The organism is Exiguobacterium sp. B2(2022), from assembly GCF_028823655.1.
GTDB lineage: Bacteria > Bacillota > Bacilli > Exiguobacteriales > Exiguobacteriaceae > Exiguobacterium > Exiguobacterium aestuarii_A.
Map to the genome: position 1 here is coordinate 1 of NZ_JAPEHX010000042.1, position 21461 is coordinate 21461.

Sequence of the window (21461 nt, forward strand, 5' to 3'; positions counted from 1 at the left end):
TCTTTTTGTTATGCGAACACTTCTTGTTCGATTTGTTTCAATTCGTAGAACATACCACGTTTCATCATCAATTCCTCATAAGATCCAACTTCGACGATTCGTCCAGCTTCCATCACGATGATTTGGTCGAAGGTTTCGAGTCCCGTCAAGCGGTGACTGACAAGGATGAGCGTCCCTGCCCCAGCCTGATTCACTAGTTCAGAAAAGACATGCGCTTCCGTTCCTGCATCAAGCGCTGAAGTAGGTTCATCAAGCAACCAGATCAGCCCGTTTTTGAGAAGGGCTCGGGCAATCGCTAACCGTTGACGTTCTCCGCCTGACAAGTTCGCTCCTTTCTCAAGGACCGGCTCATCGAGTGAAAACGATAAACGGACACGTTCAAGCGCCACAAGCATCTCTTCATCGGTAAAGTCACCAGCCAGTGCCAAGTTCTCCCGTACGGTCCCGTAAAAGAAGTGATTGTCTTGCAAGACGACACTGGCATGTTGCCAGATTGAAGTCTGTTTCATGTCATTCAAGTTGTCTTGATCGAGTCGGATCGTCCCGTCTTCTGTCCGGACAAATGCCAACAACAGTTGGAGCAACGTCGACTTCCCGGAGCCGCTCGGTCCGACGATGACCGTCTTCGAACCGCTCGGGATGTGTAACGACACATCGTCAATCACGTCCCGATACGTATCCGGATAGCGATAACGAACATGCTCAAATGAGATGGATGGCGATGCCGTGAACGTCACATCCTGACGTTTTGCTTCGAGCGCCTCAATCGTTTCACTTGGCTCCATCACTTCAAACAATCGATCAGCGGCTTGTTTGCTGTCTGCAAAGTGTCCCGGGAACACAGCCATCGGTGTCGTGTTCTCAAACGCCGTGAGTGACATCATGATGAGCATCGCCAAGAAGAGCCCATTCAAATCCCCATCTACGACTTGATAGGCACCGATTGCCAAGACGCCCCATGAGACGAGTAAAGAGGCAGCGACGACGAGTGCGGAGTTGAAAAATTGGTTCGTCGTGTCTTTCCGCTCCGCTTCCATGTAGCGTTCGCTACGCGCATAGACGGCTTGCTTCGTACGATCGAGTTGATGATGTAGTTTTAAATCTCGATATCCGTACATCATCTCGGTCAACTGAATCGATACATCCCCGCGCAATGCACGAATCGTCTCGTCATGACGAGCGCGAATTCGAGCAAATCCGAGTGGGATCAAAAATCCGGTGACGAGCACACCGAGTAAAATCCATAGACTGACCGCGAACGAGAAGAACGTCACAAAGAAGATCGTACTTAAGAACACGAGCACGAGTATGATCGGCGGATAGAATACGCGGAGAAAATAGTTTTGTAGACTCTCCACATCTCCGACGACACGTGCAAGCAAATCCCCACTCCGATATTTTGCAAAAATCGAGGGGACGAGCGGTTCAAGTTGTCGATAAAAGCGGACACGCAGCTCGCTCAATATCGTAAACGTCGCCCGGTGTGACGCGAGGCGCTCCCGATAACGACTTCCTGCCCGAATGACCCCGAACAGTTTGATGAGGACGACGGGTACCATGAGCGCATACAGTGGCGGAACAAGCCCTGCCCTTGAGACGAGGTATCCGCTTGCTGCAAACAGGGCGACCGCCGCAATCCCGGCTGCATATCCAAAGAAGATGGAGAGAAAGATATCTTTCTTCTCGCGCATCATCCATTTTGTAATCGTCCAAAGCGAGTTCATCGGCTCACCCCTTTCTGAAGCGCAAACAGTTCCGCATACTCTGGGACGGCGAGCAACGCGTCATGTGTGCCTTCCGCAATCCGTTGCCCGTCCTCCATAAACCAGATGGTATCCGCCTCTTTGATTGTATGCAGACGATGAGCCACCGTGATCAACGTTGCCTCTTTCGACAACTCAGCAATCGAACGTCTCACAATCTGTTCGGTCTTCAAATCGAGACCGGTCGTCGGCTCATCGAATAAGAGGATACCAGGTCGTTTAAAGAAGACACGGGCGAGTGCGAGACGTTGTCGTTCCCCACCCGATAGACCAAATCCACCTTCTCCAAGCTCCGTCCAGATCCCGTTCGGTAATTGATCGATCACCTCAGACAGTCCTGCCGCATCGGCTGCTTCCCGTAACGCGTGCTCATCGGCCTCTTCGCCTAAGGCGATGTTATCGGCAAGTGTGCCGGCGAATAGATAAGGGTTTTGCGAGATATAGGCAATGTTTCCATACCAGGCAGATTCGTCAAACGACTGAAGAGGTTCACCATCCACGAGGACACGTCCCGATTTCACCTGTAGCAGTCCGGAGATGACGTTCAGTACTGTCGTCTTCCCGGAACCGCTCGCACCGACCAAGGCTAGGTGAGTGCCGGACGGAATCCGACCGCTCAACGGTTGAAGCGCAAAGCGTCCGCCTGCATATTCGAAGGAGACGTCTTCGAGTTCAAGGTTTGGTGTTCGTGAACCAAGTGACTTCGTTCCCCATTCGATGCGGTCATCGGGGGCGTCTAATACCTCAAAGATTCGGTCGGCCGCACCCATACTTCCACGTCCCGTATGGAAGGCACTTCCTAAATCTTTAATCGCCAAATAATACTCTGGCGCTAACACGAGAATCAAAAAACCAGAGAAGAACGTGAGGTTCTGCCACACGACCATCTGTAAGGCGACTTCTAACGCGACGACTCCGGTACTGAGCATCGAGATGAACTCGAGCATAAGTCCCGATAAGAACGCCGTCTTTAAAACGACCATCGTCGCATCCCGAAAGTCGAGACTGCTCTTCTCAATCGCCTTCGCCTCTTGCTCCGTGCGATTGTAAAGCTTGAGCGTCGTCAATCCTTGTAAGACATCTAAAAACTTACCGGAAAACTGATTCATCTTCTCCATCTGTTCTTCTGATTTTTTCTGAGTCGCAATCCCGATGATGATGAAGAACAGCGGAATGAACGGTGCAGTGACCATCATGATGACTCCTGAAATCCAGTGTTGGCTGAAGACGACGACCAAAATGAGGAGCGGGATGATCGACGTTTGGATGACTTGCGGCCAATATTGACTGAAGTAAGCGTCCACCTCGTCAACAGCATCCATGAACACACTGACCTTTTTACCTGATTGTCCTGTCAAAGATGACTCGACCGGACTCGTGGCGTACCGCTCCAACAATTGAAGACGTAACGTCTGTTTCGCCTTTTGGGATAAACTCGCACCGATGCGTCCTGACACGTATCCAAAAAGCGCTCGTGCCAATAAGGCAGCGACGAGCCATAGTAAAGCCGGAAGGATGGCTTCGAATGATTCATCCTTTAAAAAGATTCGGTCGACGATGTCGACGATTAAATACGCTTGCGCCAAAATCGATAGTCCAATCATGACCGCGGATAACACGAGTCCGATGATGTGACCCCTTTCGGCGAAAGCAAGGGCTTGCAGTCGTTTCACTGCATTCATCCTTTCTCTATTTACAATTCCATTGCTTTGTGAGATTCATCACTAATTATACAATATGCCACGTGTTGAAGCGAACGCCCCGCTCGTCTGAACATGTAAAAGACGCCCTCATCCGAGTGGCGTCAGTCGATGTCTTGTTCAAAATATTCAGGATGCCCGATCACAAGTTGATGGGCATCGATGCGAAGCACATCTTCTTTTCGAAGCTTGGCTAAAATCGTCGAAACCGTCTCCCGGGACGTACCGGACAGACGAGAAAGTTCGATCGCGGTGAATGGGCATCGGACGCGAACACCTTGTTCGTCCGGTTCCCCTAAATCTTCAATTAAGAAATGGAGCGTATTGATGACACGCTCTTTCGCACTAGGCGTGATGATTTCTTGGACACGCCTTTCATGCAAATCAAGAATACGATTCATCTGGCCAATGATATAGAGTAGCATGCTCGACTGCGTGGACACGAACCGCTCAAAGCGATCCGTCGGGATGTAGATGACCTCAATATCCGTCACCGCTTCAGCCGTATGACGATAGTCTTCCCCTGTGAATAGACCGTTGTATGGGAAAAATTGTTTCGGTTTCACGTAATCGGCGTAATGATGAGTCGCGTTCTCGTTCATCCGTTCGAGTTTGATATAACCGCTCATCAAGAAATACACACGCTCGCGCGGATCCCCTTCCATGAACAATAGTTGTCCTTTCCGATACGTCCGACAATAGACGTGCGGAATCAACTGTTCAAGTGCTCGACTTGGACATGTCGCAAACAGCGTCAACTGCCGTAAATCGTCAATCGTCCACATGTGTCGCATGTTTATCCCCTCATTTCTATTCTTCTATCTTCAGTATAATGGGATTTTTATTGAAAGCGCTTTCTAAATCCGACAGTTTTCTGACATGACAAAAGGGGGTCTCCCCCCTTTTTCAGCCCAACATCAGTTCCAATAGCGCGTCCTGTAAATCACGATCGAGTTCTAACGCATGGAGGTCAAACAGCCATGCCTCGAGACGCGTCTTCGTGGTCGCCATCTGATACAGACGATCTTTCAAGTCATAAGCGATTTCAGCGCGATCTAAGAAGCGATAGACACGATCGAGTCGATGTGCGTTCTGTGTCACATCGACCGGCAGCGTCACGGTCTGCTCCTGTTTCCATTCACCGAGTGGGATGTGTAACGTCTGCGTCTCCGCATCATAGTCCCCTTCTCCGACGACCCCGCGAACTAGAATTGTCAGCGTTCGATTCGTCGGGACGAGTGTCAAATCACCTGACGTCTCGATGTGAAGCGTACGTGCTTCCCAGTCGAGCGTGAACGTCGTTTCGAGCGACGCCCCCGTCTCATAATCCCGGCTTTCCCCGTCATCTTCGTACATCGTGAACGTGTTCGAGGCACCTGGAAAGACGAGTACTTCTAGCTCGCTCGGGTTCCCCGTCTCGTTCGCATGCGGTTCATGCGGCATCATCGGAATGATGGCACCCGCTTTGGCGAAAACCGGTTGTCCTTCGAGTCCACGGAACACACGAATCGATTTGTCGCCTTCATAACGATGCCCTGTAAAGAAATCGAACCATTCCCCTTTCGGCAACCACACGTTCGCCCCCGCGACATGGAGCTGTCGGTCCATCGGTGTGACAATCGGGGAGACGATGAGTTCACTTCCAAAATAAAACTGATTCGGCACCTGATAAGCCGCTTCATCATCGGGATGTTCGATATACATCGGTAACACGAGTGGCAATGCTTCGGCATGGTTCCGATAGTTCATCGTATACAAATAAGGGATGAGCTGATGACGCAGGCGTAAAAATCGCTTCATCGACTGTTCGGCTTCGATTCCGAAACGCCAAGGCTCTTTTCCGTTGAACGTGCTGAACGTTGAGTGGAGACGCATGATTGGACTGAACACTCCGTATGCGACCCAACGTGCTGCGAGCTCATCGTCTTTTTTACCACGATGATGCCCTCCGATGTCATGACTCCACCACCCATAACCGATGTTCGTCGCTGTTGCTGTGAAATACGACTGGAAGGCGAGCGATGCCCACGAGATGATTGTGTCTCCTGAGAATCCGACCGGGTAACGGTGGCTCCCTGGCCCAGCGTAACGAGAAAAAATGAGCGGGCGTTTGCCGTTACGGGCGATATCGATGGCGTGATAATGATTCAACATCCATAACGGATCGAGTCCTTCCATCTTCGACGTCGACCCTTGTTGCCAGTCAATCCACCAAAAATCAACGCCGTCCGCTTCATGCGGGTGATGCATCTGTTCGAAATACGCTTGAATGAATCGCTTGTCCGAAAAATCGAAAGGGATTCGGTCACCCGATTCCGGATCGACCCCCATCGCCTCAGCCATCGCCGCATACTGGTCTTCAAACGCACGGACCCCGTCAGCGGGGTGTAAGTTCAATGTCACCATCATCCCCTCGTCTTTTAACCATTTGAGGAATCGCTTCGGTTCAGGGAATAAGTTTTTATTCCACGAATAGCCCGTCCAGCCACTCCCATACTCTTCCGGGATATCTGTCACGTGCCAGTCCATATCGATGACGCTGACCGAGAACGGGACGTCTTCGGATTTGAAGCGGCGCATCAACGCCTTATATTCTTTTTCATCATATCGCCAGTAGCGACTCCACCAGTTTCCGAGCGCTTTACGAGGAAGCATCGGCGTCGGTCCCGTCAACGTGTAAAAGTCTCGAAGTGCCTGTTTATAGTCATGGCCATATCCGAAGTAGTAAATGTCATGAATTCCTTTTCGTCTCGGTTCGACGAAGCGATCATCCGTCATCAAAAACGAGGACGAATCATCAATGATCGCATACCCTTGTTTGGAGAGAATCCCTTCTTCTAACTCCGTCGCACCGTCCACATGGTCAAGCGTCCGCGCTGTCCCTTTCAGCGTCCGCTCGGGACCGTTGAACATGTAGCGGCTGTAATACGTACTGAAGTTCCCTTTCACGTCCACATAGAGCGTGTTCGGCGCGAACGGACCTTTCGTATAATATAAGTGAACGTGTTCCGTGATGATTTGAAGCTCTGTCTCGTCTTCGATCACTCGGAATTGTGGAACGTCAAATTCCCGATTCCACGCCACTTGGGTGGCACGGTCTTCAAAAATCCCGTCCTCCGCGTACTCCATCCGAATCAACTGACTCGTCAATACGGTGAAGCGATAACAGCTTCCTTGCACGATTGCCTCTTTTCTTGCTTTTGGTCTCATCCACGACTGATATACATGATTTTCTTCGAATAGGCGCATACACTCGAGCGTTTCCGCTCTCCGTCACTTCCTTCCTGAAATTAGTGCAAACGTTTACACTGAATATGATAGCAATCTCATTTTTGGCATACAACATTCCTTCCCCTTGAATCGGGACAGAAAACAAAAAGTCGCAAACGTTTCACGTTTGCGACACATTCTTATTGTTGGAGGGATGGAGCCAAACGGACGCGTGTTCCGGCATCCCCATAAATGGCAGCTAGCGCCTGGTCGAGTGACGTGATGATGGCGACCCGGTTCGTGCCGGATTCTGCGAACTGTAGTGCCGCTCTCACTTTTGGTAACATGCTGCCCGGAGCGAACTGTCCTTCGGCGATATACGTCTCCATCTGTTCCTTTGAGGTCTCCTGGAGCGCCGTCTCATCTGGCTTCCCGAAGTTGACATACACATGTTCGACCGCAGTCAGGATGAGCAATACGTCTGCGTTGACGAGGTCCGCGAGTTTCGCAGCCGCAAAGTCTTTATCGATGACCGCCTCGATTCCGACATACCCTTCAGTCGTCTCCATGACCGGAATACCACCGCCACCGGAAGCGACGACGATGTGCCCCGCTTCAACGAGCGTTCGGATGACAGCGTGTTCCGCGATTTTCATCGGGACCGGGCTCGGGACGACACGACGGTATCCACGACCTGCATCTTCTTTGAAGACGTAACCCGTCGTCCGTTCGAGATGGAGTGCCTCTTCTTCCGTATAAAACGGACCGATCGGTTTCGATGGATGATGAAACGCACTATCATTCGGATCGACCACGCTTCGTGTGACGAGCGAAGCCACATCTCGTTCAAGACCGCGCGCACGCAGTGCTTTCGTCAGCGCATTTTCAAACCAGTATCCAATCATTCCTTGCGTCATCGCACCACATACATCAAGGGGCATCGCCGGCGTAGCCGGACTGTCTGATGCGGCTTGTTGTAACATTAAATTTCCGACTTGCGGACCGTTCCCGTGTGTGATGATGACGTCGACCCCTTCTGCAATCAGTGCTGCGAGAGATTCTGCCGTCGCCTCGACCGCTCGCATTTGTGCTTCCGCTGTCGCATCTTTACCTTGTTGAATCGCATTTCCGCCTAGGGCGATGACCACACGTTTTTTCTCCATATCGATACCCCCGATCAGATGACTGAGATATTACCAGATAGTATGCGTACGACTGCGAAAATGGCGAGTGCGGTCAACACTCCGGCGACCAACCATTCCGTTTTGTTGAGTGACTTGATGCCATTTTCACGTTGCGCTTTCATGTAGAGAAGTGTTCCTGGTGCGTATAGAAGGGTCGTGAGCAGTAAATAATCGATTCCTGCCGCATAGATGAGCCACAATCCGTAAATGGAAGCGACCAATCCGATCGTCAAATCGCGTGTTCTCCGTTCACCGGTGCTATAACCGATTCCATTTTTCGATACCTTCACTTGGTAAAATGCCGAGAATACATACGGGATCAAAATGGCACTTGAAGCGAGGGAGAACGCAAAATTATAGGCGGCATCTGAAATCAAGAAGGTAAAGAGGAAGAGCTGGATCAATCCGTTTGTTAACCAAAGTGCGTTGACAGGTGCCTGATTTTTATTCTCTTTCGTGAACCATTTCGGGAACACGCCGTCTTTTGCAGCAACGAACGGAATCTCAGCCGCGAGGAGCGTCCAACCGAGCCATGCCCCGAGTACGGAAATGACGAGTCCACCGTTGATGAGCATTGCGCCCCAAGGACCGACTGCCGACTCGAGCAAGTAAGCCATCGCCGGTTGCGAGGCGTTCGCTACGTTTTCCGGTGTCATGAGGCCGAGCGACATGACAGAGATGAGCAGATAGATGACGAGTGTACCGAGTAACCCGATGACAGTTGCCTTTCCGACGTCAGAACGCTTCCGAGCCCGACCCGAGAGAACGACTGCCCCCTCGACACCGATGAATACCCACAGCGTGACAAGCATCGTCGAGACGACCTGGTCGCGAACACTTCCCCATGAGAAGCCGCCTTGTCCCCAAAAATCGAAGGTGAAGTTTTCGAGATTGAAGAAGAACAACGTAATCGTAATGAATGCAAAAATCGGAACGAGCTTGGCAATCGTGGTGACGATGTTGATCATCGAAGCCTCATGCACCCCACGAAGAATGAGCGTGTGTACGAGCCACAGCATGATGGAAGCTCCGACGATGGAGGCAATATTTTGTCCCCCTTCAAAAATCGGGAAGAAATAGCCGACCGAACTGAACAGCAGTGTGGCATACGCCACGTTTCCGAGCCAGGCAGATAACCAGTATCCCCAGGCCGAGTTGAATCCGACGAACGAACCGAAACCGGCACGGGCATAGCTATAGACACCACCGTCCAAATCAGGGCGGCGCATCGTCAGATTTTGAAAACTGAGACCGAGCGCGATGATCCCGATTCCGGTGATGACCCACCCGATGAGAATGGCACCCGCGTTCGCACCTTGCGCTAAATCGGCGGCCAAGTTGAAGGCGCCACCGCCAATCATCGATCCGACGACAAGTGCCGTCAACGCTCCGAGACCTAATCGCTTGTCTTGCTTGTCAGGATGTACTCCAGCCGAACCACCTGAGTCATGCTCCAACTTCGTAGACATTCTACTCATCCCTTTCGCTTATTTTGAAACGGGAGGGGAAGTCCCCCTCCCCCGTCAACGTTCAAGCCATTCGCGTGTCTCCGTGAGCGTTGCCGCCATTACCGCCTTGATCGTATGCATCCGGTTTTCCGCTTCATCAAATACGAACGAGTGACGACTGCGGAATACCTCATCAGTCACTTCCATTTCCGTCAATCCGTACTGTTCATGAATCGCCCGACCGACCTCTGTCTCTAAGTCGTGGAAGGCAGGGAGGCAGTGTAAAAACATGATGTCCGGGTTGCCGCTCTTTTGAAGCATATCCATGTTCACTTGATATGGTCGTAACAATTCGATCCGTTCTGCGAAAGCTGCTTCTTCACCCATCGACACCCATACATCCGTGTAGACGACGTCCGCCTGGTCCATCGCTTCTTCAATGCTCTCCGTCAATGTGATGACGGCGCCAGTTTCAGCAGCAACCGATTTCGCATAATTGACGATTTCGTCAGATGGCCAAAGTGATTTCGGTGCGCAAATCCGCATATCCATCCCTACTTTTGCGCCACCGATCAATAGCGTGTTCCCCATGTTGTTCCGTCCGTCACCGACGTACACGAATTTGATTCCGGCCAATTCTCCTTTTTGTTCTTTCACCGTCAAGAAATCGGCCAAGATTTGTGTCGGATGATAGAGATCGGTCAACCCGTTCCAAACCGGTACACCAGCATCTTTCGCGAGACCTTCGACCGTCTCGTGGGCGAAACCGCGGAATTGAATGCCGTCAAACATGCGTCCGAGAACGATGGCCGTATCGCGTACCGATTCTTTCTTCCCGAACTGGATGTCGTTCTTGCCTAAATATTCAGGGTGCATCCCTAAGTCGATTGCGGCGACCGTGAACGCACAACGTGTCCGTGTCGACGGTTTTTCAAATAGGAGGGCGATATTTTTCCCTTCACAAATCCGATGTGGGATGCCTTGTTTCTTTTGACGTTTGAATGCAGCAGACAAATCGATCAAATAATTGATTTCTTCACCAGAAAACTCGTTTAACGATAAAAAGTGACGACCTTTCAAATCAAAATTGAACGTTGTAGACATACTGCTTCCTCCTTATCACATTTAGATGTCTTGACGGATAATCGGACAACTCATGCAACGTGGACCTCCACGTCCGCGCGATAGTTCACTCGACATGATTTCAATCACTTCGACACCTTCTTTACGGAGCAGTTCATTCGAGACGTAGTTCCGGTCATATGTGACCACGACACCCGGTGCGATGGCGAGCGTATTCGACCCATCGTTCCACTGTTCGCGCGCCGCTGCGATCGGGTCGCCGCCTCCACAAGGAATCAACGTCGCTTCCTGTAAGCCGAGGACGTCTTTTAACACATTCAACAAATCGCTGTGCTGCGTGATCTGCAATTCACCTTCTGCATTCAATGAAAGTTCGAAAATATTCATCTTCCCTTCCGGTCCTTGAATGAACGGATGGATGGTGAATTTATCATGGTCGACCATCGTAAAGACGGTATCGAGATGCATGAAGGCGCGTGATTTTGGAATTTCGATGGCGATGACTTTTTTGAAGCTGTCTCCATGTTTGAGCAAATTGAGGGCGACGCGTTCGATTCCTTGCGCGGTCGTTCGTTCAGAGATGCCGATGGCGACGACTTCTTTCGATAAGACGAGCTCGTCCCCGCCCTCCATCGCAAATCGATAGTCGCGGTCTGACCAAATCGGAACATCATGTTTCGCAAAGCGTGGGTGATAGCGCATAATATATTGCGTGAAGAGTGATTCACGGCGACGTGCCGGTTCTTTCATTCGGTTGATGGAGAGACCATGACCGATTGCGGCGGCCGGATCTCGTGTGAAATAGAGGTTTGGCATAGGATCTAAAAAGAAGGGGTACGTATCTTCAATCATTTCGTGCAAATGTCGGCGTTTCTCCGGCTTGATCTCCGATTTTCGGATACCGGCCATCACCGTTTCAATCAACATCTCATTATCAAAATCGAGTAAATATTCTTTTAACGTTTCATAAGAGCCGTTGATATTTGATTTCGACTCCGATAAGATATCCGCGACAAACTTTTCGCGCACACCAGGGAGCGACAATGTCTCAGCCATTAATTTTTCGAGGTAAAGGACTTCCACACCGCGATTTTGGAGCGCACTCGCAAAATAGTCGTGCTCTTTTTGAATGACCGGCAAATGGGGAATATCATCGAACAAGAGGCGCTGTCAGCAATACCGTTTTTAATTCTCCAATTTCTGAATACACATGAATCGGATGTTTCAGCGTCGTATCTTGTGAAATCGGTTGATTCGTCATTGAGATCATCTCGCTTCCTCCTTGTGATTCGGGTGTGTGACTACCCTTACCTTATCACTTTACCAAATTTGCGATTGTCTAATCCGGCAGTTCACCTGTTAGTGATTCCACATGGCTATGTATAAACCTTCACCTTTGTGAATGAACAAACAATGCATGAAAATCCGGCGTCCTGACAAGGGGAAATGAGATGTATGGATGATGAATATAATCCTCCTAAAAAAGATGAAAAAATTTTTTTGAGACCTGCAGAGTAAGCTGAAAAATGCGAAAGATCAGGATGTGAGCAAATGAAAATAGAAGAAATGGAATACAACGAACATGAAGCGGCACTTCGCACATTGATTCAAAAGGGAGACCCGGTCGATTTTCAAGACCTCTTCCTCTCCCTCCACCCCGGTGAACAGGCTGATCATTTTATCGAACTCGATCAGCATGAGCGCGCGTTCGTATATCGAACAATCTCACCTGAAATATTTACTGACCTTTTTGAAAAACTGACGTTAGAAGAGCAATGTACATTCATTCAAGAAACGCCTCAGCCGTATGCTGTCCAGATTTTAAATGAGATGTATTCAGATAACGCCGCCGATTTGATGCGGGAGCTACCCGATGCGTTCATGGACACACTATTCGAGCAGATGGACGATATCGAGGAACAAGAAGTCAAAGATTTGATGCAATACCCGGAAGAGACGGCCGGGGCGCTCATGACGACCGAGTTCGTCGTCCTTCAAGCGAACAAGACCGTCGGACTGACTTTAGAAGAGTTGCGTGAACTCGGACCAGACGCTGAGACGATTTATTACTTATATGTGGTCGACCAAGCGCACCAACTGGTTGGTGTCGTCTCTTTACGTGATTTGATTGTCGCGCCGCTCGAGGCGAAAATCGAAGACATCATGGGTTTTCGTGTCATCTCGGCAAACGTCATGACCGACCAGGAAGACTTGGCTCGGATTGTCCAAAAGTATGATTTATTGGCCCTTCCTGTCATCGACGATCAGCAAAAGCTACTCGGCATCATCACGGTCGATGATGTGTTAGACGTCATCGAGCGCGAAACGACGGAAGACTTTGAAGAACTATCCGCGACGAAGGGGTCGTCCGATATCAACATGAGTCCGTTCGAGGCGGCGAAAAAACGTGCCCCGTGGATTGTCAGCCTCATGTTTCTCGGGATGATCACAGCATCGACAATCGGTGGCTTCGAAGACACGCTTGAGACGATTGTACTCCTCGCCGTCTTCATGCCACTTGTCATGGGGTCTGCCGGGAATGCAGCCACCCAGTCCCTTGTCGTTGCTGTTCGTTCGATTGCGCTTGGTACAATCAATCGTAAGAACGTCATGAAGATGATTCGACGTGAGCTCGGGACCGGCATCATCTTAGGGATTGCTTGTATGATTGTCATCTTCGGGGTCATCACGATTCTTTATGACAACATGCTCATCGGCTTCATTGTCGGGGTCTCCATCTTTGCAGCACTCAGTGTCGCCACGATGATCGGCACGATTGTTCCGCTTCTCATCAATCGCCTGAAGTTAGACCCTGCTGTCGCCTCCGGACCGTTCATTACGACGCTGATGGACAATTTAGGGCTCATCATTTATTTCACGGTCGCGACATCTATGCTTCAGTTTTTATGACATTTATAAAAGTTCACACGAAAAAGCGGTGCTGATTTCATCAGCGCCGCTTTCACTCGTTATATTATTGAGATTTCTCTAACAGACGTTCTTGGGTCTCGTTGAAAGCTTCAATGTCTTCATCCGTCATCACGTCGTTTTGTTCTGCCATATAAGGATTATCGTTCAATAATGTCTCTAGTTTACTCAAGTCAGCACTTCGCCCGCTTTCTTGATAAAGATTGGATTCTCCTACCGAAGTCAGTGTCCCCGCCCGATTCACTTTGAAATGTCCTTGTTGTAGACCGACAATTCGATACGCGTGCTCAATCACGGGTCCCTCGTATTTTTGTAAATACAAGAGAACGTTTTCTCCTCGTCTGACGAGCGGATCTTCTTCCATATCATTTTGTAAGAGGGTGATCGTATCAGTTTGCTTGAGTTCATGACTCACGTCTCGATAGACACGCTGTACGTGAATATCTGATTCAAAAAAAGTAACCGAATGATATTTAAAAGATCTCGGGTGACTGCTCACTTTGCCGACGATGACGACCGGCGAGCGTGTAGCCAAATCGTTTATGTGTCGGAAGCTTTCGGTCACAGCCAAATCACTCGTGTTTTCTTCTTTCAGCATTTCGCTAAACATGACATAACCTGCTACCGCTGCAACAACTAATATTCCAATCATCCACTTTTTCAAAGAGATTCCTCCTACCGATTCATCTATTTAACTCTTTTGATTTTCTAATCAATTACAACGTTAGCTCAATGAATTCATGCCCCCATCCATGACTTTTTATCATTCCATCAAGATAAGAGGACTACTTTCTTACACTTTAGGGTATTTTCTACAGATACATATAAAACATAAGTAAGAAATGAGGGGATTCGATGTCGATTCAGCAAGTACTCTACATACTCGTAACTGGTGCTTTGTTCATGGCACTCGTCGCCTACGTCTCATATCGCATGACGAGAGGGAAAGTCGAAAGTGCCGATGATTATTTCTTGGCCGGTCGCGGATTGACGGGCGGCTTCATCGCAGGTTCGCTCCTATTGACCAACTTGTCTGCTGAACAATTAATCGGTTTGAACGGTCAATCGTTCGCCGGCAATATGTCGGCAATGGCTTGGGAAGTCACAGCTGGAATTGCTGCCATCATCATGGCGCTCTTTTTACTACCGCGTTTTCTTGGTATCGGGATCTCGACCATCCCTGAATTTTTAAGTCAACGCTATGACGAGGACGTTCGTCGATTGACCGTCCTGCTGTTTTTACTCGGCTATATGTGCGTGACGATTCCGTCCATGCTCTATTCTGGCGGATTAGCTGTCCTCCAACTATTCGACGTGCCTGCCCTTCTCGGGATTAGCTTCGAGCAGTCCCTTTGGATTGTCGTCTGGTTCATTGGAATCATCGGGGCGATTTACGCCATCTTCGGTGGTCTTCGCGCGGTCGCCGTTTCCGACACGTTAAACGGAATCGGTCTCATCATCATCGGCTTCCTCGTTCCAACGCTCGGATTCCTCGCACTAGGTGACGGGAATCTGTTGGACGGGATGAAGACGATCGCAACAACAAATCCCGAAAAGTTGAACGCCATCGGCTCCGCCAATGACTCGGTTCCGTTCCTGTCCATTTTCACGGGGATGATTTTTGCGAACTTGTTCTATTGGGCGCTCAATCAATACGTAATTCAACGCGCTCTCGGCGCAAAAAACTTGGCAGAGGGACAAAAAGGAGTACTATTTACGGGTTATTTAAAACTACTTGTTCCCATTTTTATGCTCTTGCCTGGCGTCATCGCCTTCCATTTGTATGGATCGAACGTCGAGAAAGCCGATTTAGCGTATCCGAGCCTGATTGCCGAGCTCCTTCCGATGTGGCTCATGGGCTTTTTCCTCGCCGTCTTACTCGGTGCCGTGTTCAGCTCATTTAACTCACTATTAAATAGTATCGCGACGCTATTCGTACTCGATATTTATAAACCGAAGTTCAAACCAGATGCCTCCGATCAAGATTTGATTCGCGTCAGCAAATGGTTTGGCACGTTCGTGGCGCTCGTCTCTTTCTTTGTCGCCCCGAATCTCATGTATGCACCAGACGGGTTATGGGATTTGATTCGTCGTTTTACAGGCTTCTTCAACATCCCGATTCTTGTCATCGTCTTGATTGGTATGCTCGTCAAACGAGTTCCCCCGATTGCCGCGAAGACCGTCGTTTTCTTCCACGTCATCGCTTACTATTTCCTCGTGTGGGGAACAAAGCAATGGTTCGGTATAGAAATCGGGATTAACTTCATCCATATTTACGGCATCCTCTTCGTCGTCGAGACAGCCATCATGCTCATCTTCGCTCGCGTACGACCGATGCTCCAAGCGAATCCGATTCGAATCGAGCTCGGACGAGTCAAACCATGGCGTCACGCGTTATCGACTTCGATTTTACTTGTCGCTTCGATGATTTTCGTCTATCTCGTCTTTTCACCAATTGGACTTGCCTACGCGGATGGAATTGTTTCCAGATGGTTCGCTCCATTGACGATTGGGCTCATTGCTGTGACGACCCTTCTGATTTGGGTATCTTATCGCTATGGACTCGCGCGATATGAACGTTATCTCAATAACTTAGGTGAAGAATCACCTGAAGTAGAGGAAGCGAGTAGTTAACGAAAAAGAGATTTTCTTGAACTAAACGTCAAGAAGATCTCTTTTTTGTTGCTGCTTTTGTTCATACATCGCGTCATCTGCTTCTTGCCAGAGTACTTCGATTGATTTTGGATGAGATGCCCAGGCCAACCCGATGGCCACTGAGATTTCCTCTTCTCGGCATGTCGTTTCAATCTCATGAACCATCTTCTCACATGCCTCTTCTGACATCATCTGAAGAAACAAGACGAACTCGTCTCCTCCAATCCGATAGACAGAGGACTCGATGGTTTGAAGGAGGTTACCGACACGCTTCAACAAACAGTCACCGGCAGAGTGTCCTTTTTGATCGTTCACGACTTTCAAGTCATTCACGTCGATGACGATGATTCCGACGTTTCTCATCCCTTCCGCTTGACCGATTGTCTCTTCAAACGCCCGACGATTGAAAACACCTGTCAAACTGTCATGACGACTTTCATACAGAAGACGCTCACGCTCGGTCATGGTCGCCTCGATGTTCCGAATCACACCTTGCACCGCCACAATCTCACCGTTCTCATAGATCGGGGTCGTATACTCTTCGAACCATACATAAGTCCCTTCATTCGTCCGCCACCGCTGAAGAATTGCTTCTTCATAGTCGACGCGCCCCAACACTTTGTCTAGCAACAATCGTCGATCGTCCGGATGGATTCTACGGAAACATTCCTGCGCATTCGAATAACTACGCATGACGGTTCCTTCCCCTAGATACAAATCTAAAGAAGGACTAATATACCGAAAACGCCATGCTGGTTTCGTTTCAAAAATATAGATGACATCTTTCGTTTGGTTCCCGAAATGCATGAACGAAAGCGTCTGCGGATGTGGCCGTTGACGCTTATATAGCCACAAAGCAATCAAACATCCAACGAGTATCCCTAAAAAGAATAGCGTCATTGAATACACTTCCTCTCTGTTCGTCCATATCGTACCACGTTCGAGGTCAGACACCTGTCTCAATTCCTGTTATTTGGTAAATGTTTTTTTGAATATTGAGTAAATTTATGGATGTTGTGCATGTACGTGATATAGTCGAAGTACTTGATGACTCAACAATTGGAGGTTCTTTTGCAAAACATCACGCATCTCACATTGGACGAAACATTCTCTGGTGTCTATTCCGTCACCAACCCGGATACGTCCATTCATCAATCCCTTGGCTATGCTAATCGCTCGGAACAGATTCAACACGAAGTCAAAACGAGATTCGGAATCGCTTCCGGCTGCAAACTGTTCACAGCAATCGCCATTTGTCAGTTAGTCGAACAAGGTCGACTCTCTTTTTCGACTTCACTTGATTCGTTTCAGACATTCGACCTACCTTACATATCCTCAAAAGTTACAATCCATCAGCTATTGACCCATACGTCGGGCATCCCTGACTATTTTGATGAGTCCGTCTCTGACGACTTCGAAGCGTTATGGCGTGATGTTCCGATGTATCGACTTCAACAAGTCCGTGATTTTTTACCGCTATTTCAACAAAAAACGATGAAGGATGAACCAGGTTCCCGATTCTCCTACAATAATGCAGGGTATATTCTGTTAGGGTTGATTGTCGAGGAAGTGACCGGGCAATCGTTCACCGATTACGTCGAACAGTCGATTTTTCAACCTGCCAACATGAGCGATTCCGGATATTTCTCGCTCGATGCCTTACCCGCCAAAACGGCGCTCGGCTATATCGATCATTCGGACGGCTCATGGCGTACGAATCAATATGCGATTCCAATCAAAGGCGGGGCAGATGGCGGAGCATATGTGACCGTTCAAGATATGACTCGTTTTTGGGAGGCATTGTTTTCACATCAGCTTCTTGACGCCGCATCCACATCCCTTCTTCTCACGCCACATGTGACGGTCAATGACCGAGGTGGCAGTTATGGATATGGGATTTGGATTCAGCATCATTCGTCAGGAGAAATCTATAAATACCATGTGATGGGATATGACCCGGGCGTCGAGGTCATCTCGGTCATTTGTTCAAATCAATCAGATGGGGCGTTTGACGTCATGAAACAAATTGAAACACAGATTGGAGAGCGAATCGAATGAAGATCCGTGCATATGTCGCATCTGATTTTGAACACATCCAGCAGCTCAATCGTGAGGAGGGCTGGACTCAACTCGTCGAACGGGAAGAGCTGACCCGTGAAGCGTGGCGTCAATCGAACGTCACGTATGTCATGGAGTCTGATAATGGAGAGATTGTCGCCTACTTACGGGGACTCACCGATACGACAGTCAGCTTGTATGTCTGTGAATTGTTGGTCGCTTCCGCCTATCGAAAACGGGGTCTTGGTGAACAACTTCTTCAACATGTCCATGCGCTCTATCCTGACACGCGTCTTGAGATGCTAGCGAGTCAAGCCTCGCACACATATTACGAAAAACTACGATTCCGTCCGTTTTACGGCTTTCGGAAAACCATTCACGAATAGGAGGAATGTATATGAAACTCGCTCTCGTCACCGGGGCATCACGCGGTCTCGGTCGTGCCATTGCCCAAGAACTCCAAGCTCGAGATTATGACGTAATCGGTCTCTCACGTTCACAGTCCGAAGACGTCACATATGAACAATTACCCATCGACCTCTCAGACGTCTCAGGAATCGAAACGGCCATTCGAGACATCACTTCCCTTTTAGAGAATGCCGATTCGATTCTTCTCGTTCAAAATGCCGCATGGATCGAACCGATTCATCGTGTCGGACAGTTGGATGGGAAGAAAGTGACGGCCCATGTCCATGCCAACCTACTCGCACCGATGCTATTGGCGAACGCGGTCCTCGCTTTCAACAAGCCGACCGATTTGATTCATGTGACGTCTGGCGCGGCCAAACGTCCGATTTCAGGTTGGAGTGCGTATTGCGGTACGAAAGCGGGACTTGACCACTTCACAGAAACGCTAGCACTTGAGCTCGAAAACACACCACATCGTGCGGCACTCTTTAATCCTGGCGTGATGGATACATCGATGCAGGCGGAGATTCGCTCTTCTTCGGAAGAGGCGTTTGCAGACCTCGACCAATTCCGTTCATACGAAACAGAGGGACGACTCCGCTCTCCCGAGACGGTCGCGCGCGTGTTCGTCGAACAATTGATTGACCGCCCTCTTGAAAACGGCAAGACGTACTCGATTTACGACTTAATCAAATAATTTACCTGGTCAAAAATAAAGTCACCCTCTTGTCGATAAACCGTCTACACTACATTCATAGACAAGTGAAAGGGTGGATCATGATGAAAACGATTGCCGGAGGTTTACTGTTATTCGGTTTATTCAGTTTGACGATGTCGTTCACGATGATCGGTGATACTGCTGTCGTCGGGGCGATGGTCAGTGGGGTCGCGCTGTTATGCAGTGTCGGTCTCTTTTTCGGGGCGACCGAGCTCGCCCGCGTCCGTAGCGATTTGTTCCACGACAAAAAAAAAGACGTTTTTGATTCAGTCTTCTTCGTATTCTTCTAATAAATCGTCGACATCATATTCTTCAAAGTCTTCTTCGTCAATAAAGATATCGCGATCGTTCACAACGTGGATTGGACCATTGGCCACATCGATGCGAATCGTCCACGCCCAAGGAATGCGTAACCGGTTATAAACCCCTGTCCAGAACTCCATTGATTCTTGCTCATACTGTTCAAATTCTGTCAGGAGTTCTTTGAACGAAACACCCGTTAATTGGAAGTTTGAGTCTTGGAGCCGTTGAAGCGCATGATGTTTCGCTTCTAATTCGGCCGCTCGGACCATTTCTTCAGCGGTCGCCATCTCGAGGATTGTCCCATCTGGCGGGAGAATATCGTATACGTTGAACAATTCGCCTTCTTCTACTTCTACATCATCAAACTCATAGTCATCGTGCCGCATACTACATTCCTCCTTACGCAATTTGAATCCCCTTTATTGTACCACTCTCTACCCGATTCCCCCTAAAGATTCGTGCATATATTTTATTTGTCACGGGAAAGAGTGTTAGAGTGAGAACATCCATAGGAAAAGAGGTTACGCACATGAATGAATCATTCCAAGCACTCGTGCTCGACCAGCATGATGAACACCTTCATGCCGAAGTAAAAGAAGTGAAATCCGACGTCCTTCCGAAAGAAGAAGACGGAAATGTATTAGTGGAAGTCCACTACTCCGCGTTGAATTATAAAGACGCACTCGGATTGACGACATCAGGCAAAATCGTAAGCCATTATCCATTTATTCCAGGATGTGAATTTGTCGGGAAAGTAGTCGAATCGGATCACCTGGATATTAAAGTTGGGGACGAAGTCATCGCAACCGGTTTCGGGATCGGGGAACGTCATTTCGGCGGTTTCAGTCAATACGCGCAAGTACCCGGTAACTGGCTCGTCAAATTACCGAAAGGGATGAGCATGCGAGATGCCATCGCAATCGGGACGCCTGGCCTCACAGCCATGCTTTCCATTGATGCTCTTGAACATGCTGGCGTTCGTCCTGGGGAAGAGGTGCTTGTCACGGGCGCGACGGGTGGCGTCGGAAGTTTCGCCATTACGTTACTTCGTCGTCTTGGCTATCATGTCGTCGCCTCGACCGGTAAAACAGATTCACCATACTTACGCTCACTCGGTGTCGAGACAATCATTGATCGAAGCGAATTAGAAGGGCCTCCTCGTCCACTGGCTAAACAACGTTTCGATGCCGCCATCGATTCGGTCGGTGGGAATACCCTCGCCAACATTTTGAGCCAAACCCGATATGAAGGTGCTGTCGCCGCATGCGGTCTCGTCGGTGGCGCCGACTTGCCTACGAGTGTCTATCCGTTCATCCTTCGTGGAGTGAAACTGATTGGAATCGACTCGGTTATGCAGCCGATGGCACGCCGGACGAACGCATGGGAACGCCTTGAGGAACTCATTGATCCAAAAGTGTTGAATGACATGATCCATGAGATTCCGCTACACGACGTCCCACGTCACGCCGAAGCGATGATGCGCGGCGAGTTGAGCGGTCGCACGGTTGTTCGTCTTCGCTAAACACATCAAAAGAGGCTGAATCGCTCACGATTCAGCCTCTTTTCTCTCTATTCTCCATGGTGTGGAATTAGATGGTAAAGCCAGCCGGTGCGTCTTTCACAACGACGAGCACTTTGCCTTTGTCTAGTTTTTCTTCTAAACGTTCCGACTCTTCTTTCGTGAAGCCGAGTTCTTGGAACTCAGCGCGAAGCTCGTCCCCTTTTTTGCGGAACATGTTTTTAGCGGCTGTCCCCAAGCCAACGTCACTCGCAGAGACGGTGTTCGCGTCTGCATTGTCCGCAACACGTTTACTTCTGTCATCGTCATGTGTGATGACATAAATGTTGGACTCATCTATCCCATTGGATTTCATTGATTGAACGGCGGTAACGACTTCTTCATCATTTGTAAATTCTTTGTACAAAACTGACATGTCTATTCTCCTCCTTCAATTCTACTACATTAGTATGTATTACCTTCATCGATGGTTTTCACACATTAA

General features: G+C 49.1%; 18 protein-coding genes and 1 pseudogene. 7 read left to right on the top strand and 12 right to left on the bottom strand.

Annotated elements, in window-relative coordinates:
• Positions 1-8: 8 nt before the first annotated feature.
• The 8 genes and pseudogenes from cydC to arcA all read right to left on the bottom strand — a co-directional run bounded on the left by cydC (position 9) and on the right by arcA (position 11616).
• Positions 9-1724, bottom strand: coding sequence for a thiol reductant ABC exporter subunit CydC (cydC, locus tag ON063_RS09650; protein WP_274664990.1), 1716 nt, complete (start codon positions 1722-1724; stop codon positions 9-11).
• Positions 1721-3445, bottom strand: coding sequence for a thiol reductant ABC exporter subunit CydD (gene cydD / locus ON063_RS09655; protein ID WP_274664991.1), 1725 nt, complete (start codon positions 3443-3445; stop codon positions 1721-1723). The genes cydC and cydD overlap by 4 nt, the downstream gene beginning before the upstream one ends.
• A gap of 122 nt (positions 3446-3567) precedes the next feature.
• Complete coding sequence (locus tag ON063_RS09660) at positions 3568-4257, bottom strand: Crp/Fnr family transcriptional regulator (RefSeq protein ID WP_274664992.1); 690 nt, start codon at positions 4255-4257, stop codon at positions 3568-3570.
• A gap of 112 nt (positions 4258-4369) precedes the next feature.
• Entirely contained in the window at positions 4370-6712 is a 2343-nt protein-coding gene (locus ON063_RS09665) for a glycoside hydrolase family 31 protein (protein WP_446719131.1), read from the bottom strand.
• 161 nt (positions 6713-6873) lie between these two features.
• Positions 6874-7836: a carbamate kinase gene (gene arcC / locus ON063_RS09670; RefSeq protein ID WP_214759888.1), complete on the bottom strand. Its 963-nt coding sequence runs from the start codon at positions 7834-7836 to the stop codon at positions 6874-6876.
• Positions 7837-7850: 14 nt separating this feature from the next.
• Positions 7851-9326, bottom strand: coding sequence for an arginine-ornithine antiporter (arcD, locus tag ON063_RS09675; protein WP_274664994.1), 1476 nt, complete (start codon positions 9324-9326; stop codon positions 7851-7853).
• Positions 9327-9380: 54 nt separating this feature from the next.
• Positions 9381-10409: an ornithine carbamoyltransferase gene (gene argF / locus ON063_RS09680; protein ID WP_274664995.1), complete on the bottom strand. Its 1029-nt coding sequence runs from the start codon at positions 10407-10409 to the stop codon at positions 9381-9383.
• A gap of 21 nt (positions 10410-10430) precedes the next feature.
• A pseudogene (gene arcA / locus ON063_RS09685) lies at positions 10431-11616 on the bottom strand (arginine deiminase).
• Positions 11617-11939: 323 nt separating this feature from the next.
• Here arcA and mgtE point away from each other — a divergent pair.
• Positions 11940-13298 carry a magnesium transporter gene (mgtE, locus tag ON063_RS09690; RefSeq protein WP_274664996.1) on the top strand — a complete coding sequence of 453 codons (1359 nt, stop codon included), beginning with the start codon at positions 11940-11942 and terminating at the stop codon, positions 13296-13298.
• A gap of 64 nt (positions 13299-13362) precedes the next feature.
• Here mgtE and ON063_RS09695 read toward each other — a convergent pair whose 3' ends face one another.
• Complete coding sequence (locus ON063_RS09695) at positions 13363-13980, bottom strand: hypothetical protein (protein WP_274664997.1); 618 nt, start codon at positions 13978-13980, stop codon at positions 13363-13365.
• A 191-nt stretch (positions 13981-14171) separates the two neighbouring features.
• Between ON063_RS09695 and ON063_RS09700 the strand changes: the two genes are divergently transcribed.
• On the top strand, positions 14172-15950 hold the full coding sequence (locus tag ON063_RS09700) for a solute:sodium symporter family transporter (RefSeq protein ID WP_274664998.1): 1779 nt from the start codon (positions 14172-14174) through the stop codon (positions 15948-15950).
• A gap of 21 nt (positions 15951-15971) precedes the next feature.
• Here the strand turns inward: ON063_RS09700 and ON063_RS09705 are convergent, their stop codons facing one another.
• Entirely contained in the window at positions 15972-16871 is a 900-nt protein-coding gene (locus tag ON063_RS09705) for a GGDEF domain-containing protein (protein ID WP_274664999.1), read from the bottom strand.
• A gap of 147 nt (positions 16872-17018) precedes the next feature.
• Here ON063_RS09705 and ON063_RS09710 point away from each other — a divergent pair, with 147 nt between their 5' ends.
• From ON063_RS09710 to ON063_RS09725, 4 genes are all read left to right on the top strand, one after another.
• Entirely contained in the window at positions 17019-18029 is a 1011-nt protein-coding gene (locus ON063_RS09710; protein WP_446719132.1) for a serine hydrolase domain-containing protein, read from the top strand.
• A complete protein-coding gene (locus ON063_RS09715) occupies positions 18026-18415 on the top strand; it encodes a GNAT family N-acetyltransferase (RefSeq protein WP_274665001.1) in 390 nt (129 codons plus the stop codon). Before ON063_RS09710 ends, ON063_RS09715 begins: the two co-directional genes overlap by 4 nt.
• Before the next feature lie 11 nt (positions 18416-18426).
• Positions 18427-19134: an SDR family NAD(P)-dependent oxidoreductase gene (locus ON063_RS09720; RefSeq protein WP_274665002.1), complete on the top strand. Its 708-nt coding sequence runs from the start codon at positions 18427-18429 to the stop codon at positions 19132-19134.
• An 83-nt stretch (positions 19135-19217) separates the two neighbouring features.
• Positions 19218-19445, top strand: a complete 228-nt coding sequence (locus tag ON063_RS09725) for a hypothetical protein (RefSeq protein ID WP_274665003.1) — start codon at positions 19218-19220, stop codon at positions 19443-19445.
• Here the strand turns inward: ON063_RS09725 and ON063_RS09730 are convergent.
• The gene (locus tag ON063_RS09730) at positions 19422-19844 is read right to left on the bottom strand and encodes a hypothetical protein (RefSeq protein ID WP_074035571.1); all 423 of its coding nucleotides are present in this window, start codon (positions 19842-19844) and stop codon (positions 19422-19424) included. The genes ON063_RS09725 and ON063_RS09730 overlap by 24 nt on opposite strands.
• Positions 19845-19987: 143 nt before the next feature.
• On the opposite strand from ON063_RS09730, the gene ON063_RS09735 reads away from it, so the two are divergent.
• A complete protein-coding gene (locus ON063_RS09735) occupies positions 19988-20980 on the top strand; it encodes an MDR family oxidoreductase (protein ID WP_214785040.1) in 993 nt (330 codons plus the stop codon).
• 67 nt (positions 20981-21047) lie between these two features.
• Here the strand turns inward: ON063_RS09735 and ON063_RS09740 are convergent, their stop codons facing one another.
• Entirely contained in the window at positions 21048-21392 is a 345-nt protein-coding gene (locus ON063_RS09740) for a general stress protein (protein WP_074035567.1), read from the bottom strand.
• Between the last annotated feature and the right edge of the window lie 69 nt (positions 21393-21461).

Bases quoted from the DNA above. Each gene is read 5' to 3' on its own strand.
- cydC (WP_274664990.1), bottom strand. From the start codon at position 1,724: ATGAACTCGCTTTGGACGATTACAAAATGGATGATGCGCGAGAAGAAA.
- cydD (WP_274664991.1), bottom strand. From the start codon at position 3,445: ATGAATGCAGTGAAACGACTGCAAGCCCTTGCTTTCGCCGAAAGGGGT.
- ON063_RS09660 (WP_274664992.1), bottom strand. From the start codon at position 4,257: ATGCGACACATGTGGACGATTGACGATTTACGGCAGTTGACGCTGTTT.
- ON063_RS09665 (WP_446719131.1), bottom strand. From the start codon at position 6,712: ATGCGCCTATTCGAAGAAAATCATGTATATCAGTCGTGGATGAGACCA.
- arcC (WP_214759888.1), bottom strand. From the start codon at position 7,836: ATGGAGAAAAAACGTGTGGTCATCGCCCTAGGCGGAAATGCGATTCAA.
- arcD (WP_274664994.1), bottom strand. From the start codon at position 9,326: ATGTCTACGAAGTTGGAGCATGACTCAGGTGGTTCGGCTGGAGTACAT.
- argF (WP_274664995.1), bottom strand. From the start codon at position 10,409: ATGTCTACAACGTTCAATTTTGATTTGAAAGGTCGTCACTTTTTATCG.
- mgtE (WP_274664996.1), top strand. From the start codon at position 11,940: ATGAAAATAGAAGAAATGGAATACAACGAACATGAAGCGGCACTTCGC.
- ON063_RS09700 (WP_274664998.1), top strand. From the start codon at position 14,172: ATGTCGATTCAGCAAGTACTCTACATACTCGTAACTGGTGCTTTGTTC.
- ON063_RS09705 (WP_274664999.1), bottom strand. From the start codon at position 16,871: ATGACGCTATTCTTTTTAGGGATACTCGTTGGATGTTTGATTGCTTTG.
- ON063_RS09710 (WP_446719132.1), top strand. From the start codon at position 17,019: ATGACTCAACAATTGGAGGTTCTTTTGCAAAACATCACGCATCTCACA.
- ON063_RS09715 (WP_274665001.1), top strand. From the start codon at position 18,026: ATGAAGATCCGTGCATATGTCGCATCTGATTTTGAACACATCCAGCAG.
- ON063_RS09720 (WP_274665002.1), top strand. From the start codon at position 18,427: ATGAAACTCGCTCTCGTCACCGGGGCATCACGCGGTCTCGGTCGTGCC.
- ON063_RS09725 (WP_274665003.1), top strand. From the start codon at position 19,218: ATGAAAACGATTGCCGGAGGTTTACTGTTATTCGGTTTATTCAGTTTG.
- ON063_RS09730 (WP_074035571.1), bottom strand. From the start codon at position 19,844: ATGCGGCACGATGACTATGAGTTTGATGATGTAGAAGTAGAAGAAGGC.
- ON063_RS09735 (WP_214785040.1), top strand. From the start codon at position 19,988: ATGAATGAATCATTCCAAGCACTCGTGCTCGACCAGCATGATGAACAC.
- ON063_RS09740 (WP_074035567.1), bottom strand. From the start codon at position 21,392: ATGTCAGTTTTGTACAAAGAATTTACAAATGATGAAGAAGTCGTTACC.